This window comes from Clostridium sp. K04 (assembly GCF_019734375.1).
In the GTDB taxonomy this organism is placed as follows: domain Bacteria; phylum Bacillota; class Clostridia; order Clostridiales; family Clostridiaceae; genus Clostridium; species Clostridium saudiense.
In genome coordinates, this window is sequence record NZ_JAASHD010000068.1 from 1 (window position 1) to 7,355 (window position 7,355).

A 7,355-nucleotide genomic window follows, 5' to 3' on the forward strand; every position below is an offset into this window, starting at 1 on the left:
TAGCTCAGTTGGGAGAGCACTTGCCTTGCACGCAAGGGGTCAAGGGTTCGAATCCCTTTACCTCCACCAAAGCTACGGTTTTAAATCGTAGCTTTTTTTGTTGTATAAATTAATAATAATTTGTCGTAAAATAAATCAAAAATATTATTGTTTTTTTGCTATGATTTTAATAAAGTATTATATAATAGTGTATATAGTATTTCTAAAACAGATTTATAATGTGTTCTTATATAAAAATAAGAATGGGAGTGGTCATATGGAAGAAAAAGTAAACTTGGAGCAAAGAATAATTCAGTTGAAATTAAAAAAAAGAGATCTAGTCCTAGCTGGGAAAAATACAAAAGAGATTGATGAGGAAATCAACAATATAAAAAATGAGTTAGATAAATTATCTTTGATAGTAAAATAAATTTTAAACAATATGAATTTAAGCATATTATATTCAAAAATATCATAATAATTTTTGAGGGAATTATATTTTCATGTAAATATAGGAGGGACTATTTATGATAAGAACAGTGGTATGCGAAAAGGAAGGTTGTTCAGGAAATACTTTTTTTATAGAAACTCAAGGTAATAATTTAGTACTAACATGTGAACATTGTAAGAGCAAATATGAATTTGATATAAGTTATTATGATTTTATTATATTATCAAATTGTTCTAAATGTAATAATGATACTTTTAAGGTATTTAGGGATACTGAAAAGGAAGGAATATATGCAAAATGTGTTGAATGCGGTTCAACACCAGAAAAGATATATATAGATTCAGATGGAATACAAGTATCATATGAAGTGAAATTATTAAATGATATTAAAGAGTTAATGTATCAATTAGAACAAAGAATATGCAATGTAGAAGTCAAATTACAAGACCTTGAAGGTAGTCAAGGAATATTAGAAGAATCTTTAGCTTATATTAATAGATACTTAGTTGAAAAAAACTAATAATAAAATTTCATAAAATATAATAGGGAGAAAATATGAAAAACAAAGGAATAATAATGAATTGGATATTATTAATAGCTTGGATGATATTAATATTTGCAATGTCCAATCAACCAGCGGATATATCTAATAAGCAAAGTGATTTATTTATAAATATTCTTGCGTTTATAGGGATTGATTTAAATAGTGCTTTAGGTTCAATAGCATCATTTATTGTCAGAAAGGCAGCACATTTCACGGAGTATTTTATATTGTATTGGTTAGCAGTTTCAGTATTTAAAAATTATATTGAAACAAAGAAAGCAAGAATGTATTCTTTAGCTATAGTATTGGGATATGCAATTACAGATGAAGTTCATCAGTATTTTATACCTGGACGAGCAATGGCTTTAAGAGATGTAATTATTGATTTTTCAGGCGGATTATTTGGCTGTTTTATAGATTGGCTATTGTGCAGATTTAAAAATAAAAAAAAGAATAAAAATAGTTCATCAGGGATTGTTGCTAAATAATTGCAATAATCCTTTTTTTATAAGTTTATAAAAATACAATTATTAAAAACTATTTGAATATAAATAAAAAAGATTACACCTATTTAACTAAATATAGATAACAATAAGAAAAAATATGTTAATATGTCAAATTTAAAAGTTACTATAATAATTTTAAGTAATTGCTAGAAGCTTAAAGAGAATAGAAGAATATGAAATATGTACTATTTAGTTGATTAAATTCATAAAGATTAAGTATAACTTTAAATAATAATAGACAATAAAAGTGACAATTAATCAATCTATATAAAGAAAGGTGGGTGAGGGATAATACTACATTATAGTATTATCAATAAATTATGAAAGAATATAATTATAAAAACCTTAGGAATGTAGGATTAATAGGACATGGAGCAACAGGAAAGACATCTCTAGCCGAATCATTATTATTTTATACAAATAATATAGATAGACTTGGAAAAGTTGAAGATGGTACTACTGTAATGGATTATGAACAAGAAGAGAAAAAAAGAAAAATATCATTATCTACATCAGTGGCTTCATTTGAAGACAGTAACGTTAAGATTAATATAGTTGATATGCCAGGATACTTTGATTTTCAGGGAGAAATGGCTCAAGGAATGAGAGCTGTTGATATAGCAACTATCGTAGTATGTGCAGCATCTGGTATTCAAGTAGGTACTGAAAAAGCATGGGACTATTGTGAAAAGATTAAATTGCCAAGAGCATTTTTTGTTAATAAGATGGATAGAGAAAATGCTAATTTTGATAAAGTTTTAGATCAAATGAAAGAAATGTTTGGAACTAGTGTTGTTCCTATTCAATATCCAATAGGAAAAGAAAGTGATTTTAATGGAATTATAAATGTAATTTCAAAGACAGCATTAGTATATAATGCTAAAACTTCAAAAATGAAGACTTCAGAAATTCCAGAGGATTTAAAAGATAAAGTTGAAGAATGCAAGCAAATGGTAATGGAAGCTGTTGCTGAAACAGATGAAGAACTATTAGATAAGTATTTAAATGATGGTGAATTATGTGATGAAGATATATATAATGGATTAATAAAGGGTTGTGCTAATGGTGATATAGCACCAGTTTTATGTGGTAGCGCTATAAAGATGATTGGGATTAAATCAATGATTAATAGTATAATTAAATGTTTTCCATCACCAGAGCACTCACTTCCACAAAAGGCAATTAATTTAAGTAACTATGAAGAGGTTTTCATAAATATTGATGATGATAAACCATTTTCTGCTTTTGTTTTTAAGACTATTGCTGATCCATTTGTAGGCAAAATATCATTGTTTAGAGTAATGACTGGAAAGATAAGTGGAGAAATGACTGCATTAAATACTAATAAAGATAAGCAGGAAAAACTAAACCATTTATTCTTTATGAAAGGTAAAAATCAAATTCCTACACAAGTTATTTCAGCTGGAGATATAGGGGCAGTAGCAAAATTACAATATACAGCAACTGGAGATACATTATGTAGTGATAAGTTAAAAATTATGTATGATAAAATTAACTTACCGAATGCAGTAATGCCTATGGCTATATTACCAAAGTCTAAGGGAGATGAAGAGAAGATATCTCTATCATTATCAAAGTTGATGGAAGAAGATCCTGTATTTAAGGTTGAACGAGATGTTGAAAATGCAGAAACTATAATTTGGGGATTAGGAGAAACACACCTTGAAGTAATAGCTAATAGAATTAAGAGTAAATTTGGGGCAGATGTAGTATTACAAGAACCAAAGGTACCTTATAGAGAAACTATTAAAGGTAGTTCAGATGTACAAGGAAAACATAAGAAACAATCAGGTGGACATGGGCAATATGGTGATGTAAAGATTAAATTTGAACCAAGACAAGATGGGGAATTAGATTTAGAATTTGTAGATAAGGTGGTAGGAGGAGCTGTTCCTAGAAACTTTATACCTGCAGTTGAAAAGGGATTAAGAGATTGTATATCTAATGGGGTTTTAGCTGGATATCCAGTAATAGGACTTAAGGCAACATTATATGATGGTTCTTATCATCCAGTTGATTCTTCAGAGATGGCATTTAAGGTAGCGGCATCAATAGCATATAAAAAGGGATTAGAAGCAGCTCAACCTATTTTACTTGAGCCAATTATGAGTGTTCAAATATTAGTACCTGATAATTATATGGGAGATGTAATGGGAGATATTAATAAGAGAAGAGGTAGAGTAATAGGAATGGAACCAGAAGGAAGAGCACAAAAAATATATGCAGAAGTACCTATGAGCGAAATGTTTACTTATGCAACAGACTTAAGATCTATGACACAAGCAAGAGGAGTCTTTACAAGTGAATTTTTAAGATATGATGAAGTACCTGCAAATGAGGTAAATAAGATTTTAGATGAAACAAAAAAAATGAGGGCAGAAGCATAGCAAAAGAAAATATTTATAGGCCATATCAAAATCGATATGGCTTATTTTTATAAAAAATAAAATATGTAGAATAAAATTGATAAAAGATGCATAAAATAAGGACAGTTAAGAGATATTATATATAATAATATGGGGTATGAGAGAAGTAATAGGAGGGTAAAGCAATGCCAGACTATAAAATGGATATTAGAGGGAAACTAGGACTTAGTGAATATAGTGATATCTATGATTATATGGGGATAGTAGATAAAAATGATAATTTTACTATAACAGTAGATCAGTCAAATAGGCAACATGTAAATATTATTACCTCCATGTTAAAAGAAAGTAATTTTTCTATATTAGAAGAGGGAATAAATAATTTAGGGGATTATTATATTAGTGCCAATAAATATAAGTAAAAATCTCTAAAGTGCTTAGCTTTAGAGATTTTTATTTAAAAAATATTTATGTAAATGTAGAAAATAATGGTTTATAATTGTAGTTAGAAATTATTTTGAGGTGAGTTAAATGAATATACAGGGTAATAATGAAAGTTCTATAGAAAATATTATAGGAAATATTTTATGTAATAATAATTTAACTATATCTACAGCAGAATCTTGTACTGGTGGATTAGTTGCAGCAAAATTAATATCATATGCAGGAATATCTAGTTCATTCTTAGAAGGGGCAGTTACTTATTCAAATGAAGCAAAAATTAAAAGGCTTGGAGTAAAAAAGGATACTTTAGAGAAATATGGTGCAGTAAGTGAAGAAACAGCAAGAGAGATGGCTGAAGGGATTGCTAAGGAAAGTTCATCAAATGCATCAATTGCAACAACTGGGATAGCTGGTCCAGGTGGTGGAACTAAAGAAAAACCTGTAGGTTTAGTTTATATAGCTGTACATTTGAATGGAAAGACAAAAGTTGATAAATGTAATTTTGATGGAAATAGAAATGAAATAAGAAATTTAGCCACAAATTATGCAATTAATATGATGATAAAAGAACTTAAAGATAATAATTATAGATAATTTAGATAACGAAAAATAATCCCAATAATATTATCTAATACATTAAAGGGATTATTTTTGTATATAAATAAAATGGGGGAGAGGCGATTAACTATGAAGTTTAAAACTTCATTTATATTATTGTCATCATTTAAATTTAATATACATTAAGTAAATAAAATTTTTAGTAAAAGGAGAAATTTATGAAAAAGGTTGCTAGGGCCAATACATACTTTTTAATAATTATATTATTACAGCTGTTTTTGCCTGTATCAAAAATATTCAGTTTATTCAATATAACAGATGTTAGGTTAATGCTTTTTATAAGTCATACAATTACATTTATCGTTCCAGCGATAATATATTTAATAGTTACTAAGCAATCACCAAAGGATGTATTAAAATTAAACAAGCTATATTTTAAAGATGCACTTTTAATTATATTGCTTGCATTTGTATGCCAACCTATAATGACATTTTTTTCTTTAATATCACAATTCTTTTTTGAAAATGAAATAGGTAACTTTATGACAGAAATAGTTAATTCACCGTATATTATCTTGTTGCTTTTAGTAGCAGTGTTACCTGCGATAACGGAAGAAATAACTATACGTGGAGTAGTATTATCGGGATATAAAAATAAAAATATATATTTGTCTTCAATGATAACAGGATTATTATTTGGAATAATGCATTTAGATCCACAACAGTTTTTATATGCAACAGTTTTAGGTGTTGTGCTAGCTTTAGTTGTTAGAATAACAAATACAATATTTGCTTCTTCATTAATTCATTTTTTGATTAACGGAACGTCAATAACTATACAAAAAGTAATAAGCTTATTTCCACAAAGTGATTCAGTAATGGAACAAGCTTCAGAAATAAGTATAAAAAGTTTACCGATTGGAGAAAAATTAGCAATGGCTGGCACATATGGTGTAATAGCATTAGCTTTTGGAATAGTAGCTTTTTTTATACTTAAAAAATTAGCAGATTTGAATATTAGAAGAGGAATAATAGATAAAGAAGAGATGAGTGTAAGATATTGCAATAGTGATGAGAAAATATTTAATATTCAGTTTAGCTTTATTATAATACTTTATTTAATATTTATGTTGAGAGTGCCGATTATTAGATTTATTATAAGTTTAATTATGTAATATATAATAAGAGTCTATGTAATGAATGACTATTAATAGCTTTTAAATTACATAGACTTTTTATTATTTGAAATTAGTTGATATGTCTTGAGATGTAGGGCAAATAAAAGAAAAATCATTTTTATTAATCCACCCGCGACAGTTATAAGGAGTATCAATAGGTAAACTTACATAAAACCAAGTTTCGTTGCTTACAATGGCACTATCCAATATTTTAACCTCCATCTTAACATTCAATGTTTTAAGTTTTGGTGAATCAGTGGTTGGTGCTAGAAATATAATAGATTCATTATTTGCTATTGCGGTTGTTATTGATGGTCGAATAAATTGAACATCGAGATATTTTGTTTTTGCAATAGAACTTCTATATTCATTTCTAATACTATTAAATTGAGAAGTAGTTCTTCGTATCCGATCTTTGGCTACATTTAGCTTATTTTCATAATAAAAATACATAAATATAATAATTAATATTAATACTAAAAATATAATGTATTTCAAAGTTACCTCCAGAATAATTGTTATATAATATATTTATATTTAGAGGGTTATAAAAAATTACTACTAAAAAATATACTTATAGTTTATTTAGTAAAAAATATTTGACATAATATAAAAAATATTGTATATTAAAGTTGTTAAGGCTCGATAGCTCAGTCGGTAGAGCAGAGGACTGAAAATCCTCGTGTCCCTGGTTCGATTCCTGGTCGAGCCACCAGGTAAGTAACTTACTAATATAGTAAGTTGCTTTTTTTTTATTCTCATAAATTTAAGAATAAATACAAAAATAAAAGGATATAATTAATTATTTAATAAGTTTTTGTAGAATGCTATAAAAAGTATAAAATAACTCTTTACATAAAATGTTATAAAGAGTAAAATAAATTTATAGTAAATTCATTTATTGTTAAGTTTAAATTAAGATATATTTAATAATTTAATTATATAATTTAATTATAAAGAATAAGGAGGATATGCAGATGGTAGAAAAGATAATGCTTTCAGATAAGGATTATGAATATTTAACTAAAGGAATAGCAAGTGGAGTTGGTATAGGAACAATTATTGGAATGCTACTACAAGATATAATACTTGGATTTGCAGCAGGTGGAGTTATTGGTATTATATTATCATTTGTATATTCTTATTATAGAAAAGCAAAGTCACATAAAAAACAAAGTTGCTGAAATAGATTAAGATGAAAAAGTTAGATTCATTATAAAAATGATCTAACTTTTTATTTATGATAAATTACAATATCAAGTGCAACACTAATTAATTGCAAAAAAAATAACCCATACGGGTACGTTC

9 protein-coding genes and 1 tRNA gene are annotated in these 7,355 nt (G+C 27.1%); 9 read left to right on the forward strand and 1 reads right to left on the reverse strand.

The features are described from left to right. Window positions 1-256: 256 nt before the first annotated feature. From HCG70_RS16805 to HCG70_RS16835, 7 genes are all read left to right on the forward strand, one after another. Window positions 257-409, forward strand: coding sequence for a hypothetical protein (locus HCG70_RS16805; protein WP_172676202.1), 153 nt, complete (start codon window positions 257-259; stop codon window positions 407-409). A gap of 97 nt (window positions 410-506) precedes the next feature. Beyond that, a complete protein-coding gene (locus HCG70_RS16810) occupies window positions 507-950 on the forward strand; it encodes a hypothetical protein (RefSeq protein ID WP_042402880.1) in 444 nt (147 codons plus the stop codon). A 35-nt stretch (window positions 951-985) separates the two neighbouring features. Further along, a complete protein-coding gene (locus HCG70_RS16815) occupies window positions 986-1,462 on the forward strand; it encodes a VanZ family protein (RefSeq protein WP_042402877.1) in 477 nt (158 codons plus the stop codon). A 338-nt stretch (window positions 1,463-1,800) separates the two neighbouring features. Further along, window positions 1,801-3,888 (forward strand): elongation factor G, encoded by a 2,088-nt coding sequence (fusA, locus tag HCG70_RS16820; protein ID WP_221698052.1) that lies wholly within the window; start codon window positions 1,801-1,803, stop codon window positions 3,886-3,888. Between the two features lie 164 nt (window positions 3,889-4,052). Next, window positions 4,053-4,289 carry a hypothetical protein gene (locus HCG70_RS16825; RefSeq protein WP_042402871.1) on the forward strand — a complete coding sequence of 79 codons (237 nt, stop codon included), beginning with the start codon at window positions 4,053-4,055 and terminating at the stop codon, window positions 4,287-4,289. Window positions 4,290-4,398: 109 nt separating this feature from the next. Beyond that, window positions 4,399-4,905, forward strand: coding sequence for a CinA family protein (locus tag HCG70_RS16830; protein WP_042402868.1), 507 nt, complete (start codon window positions 4,399-4,401; stop codon window positions 4,903-4,905). Between the two features lie 182 nt (window positions 4,906-5,087). Beyond that, window positions 5,088-6,044, forward strand: coding sequence for a CPBP family intramembrane glutamic endopeptidase (locus HCG70_RS16835; RefSeq protein ID WP_042402865.1), 957 nt, complete (start codon window positions 5,088-5,090; stop codon window positions 6,042-6,044). Between the two features lie 63 nt (window positions 6,045-6,107). On the opposite strand, the gene HCG70_RS16840 is transcribed toward HCG70_RS16835, so the two are convergent. Continuing rightward, the gene (locus HCG70_RS16840) at window positions 6,108-6,545 is read right to left on the reverse strand and encodes an SH3 domain-containing protein (RefSeq protein ID WP_260457853.1); all 438 of its coding nucleotides are present in this window, start codon (window positions 6,543-6,545) and stop codon (window positions 6,108-6,110) included. 141 nt (window positions 6,546-6,686) lie between these two features. Between HCG70_RS16840 and HCG70_RS16845 the strand changes: the two genes are divergently transcribed. Continuing rightward, window positions 6,687-6,762 (forward strand) — tRNA-Phe (locus tag HCG70_RS16845). A gap of 262 nt (window positions 6,763-7,024) precedes the next feature. Next, window positions 7,025-7,231, forward strand: a complete 207-nt coding sequence (locus HCG70_RS16850) for a hypothetical protein (protein WP_042402863.1) — start codon at window positions 7,025-7,027, stop codon at window positions 7,229-7,231. Window positions 7,232-7,355 lie beyond the last annotated feature (124 nt).

What these genes read in the sequence shown, in the direction of transcription:
- HCG70_RS16805 (WP_172676202.1), top strand. Translation starts at nt 257, where the DNA reads ATGGAAGAAAAAGTAAACTTGGAGCAAAGAATAATTCAGTTGAAATTA.
- HCG70_RS16810 (WP_042402880.1), top strand. Translation starts at nt 507, where the DNA reads ATGATAAGAACAGTGGTATGCGAAAAGGAAGGTTGTTCAGGAAATACT.
- HCG70_RS16815 (WP_042402877.1), top strand. Translation starts at nt 986, where the DNA reads ATGAAAAACAAAGGAATAATAATGAATTGGATATTATTAATAGCTTGG.
- fusA (WP_221698052.1), top strand. Translation starts at nt 1,801, where the DNA reads ATGAAAGAATATAATTATAAAAACCTTAGGAATGTAGGATTAATAGGA.
- HCG70_RS16825 (WP_042402871.1), top strand. Translation starts at nt 4,053, where the DNA reads ATGCCAGACTATAAAATGGATATTAGAGGGAAACTAGGACTTAGTGAA.
- HCG70_RS16830 (WP_042402868.1), top strand. Translation starts at nt 4,399, where the DNA reads ATGAATATACAGGGTAATAATGAAAGTTCTATAGAAAATATTATAGGA.
- HCG70_RS16835 (WP_042402865.1), top strand. Translation starts at nt 5,088, where the DNA reads ATGAAAAAGGTTGCTAGGGCCAATACATACTTTTTAATAATTATATTA.
- HCG70_RS16850 (WP_042402863.1), top strand. Translation starts at nt 7,025, where the DNA reads ATGGTAGAAAAGATAATGCTTTCAGATAAGGATTATGAATATTTAACT.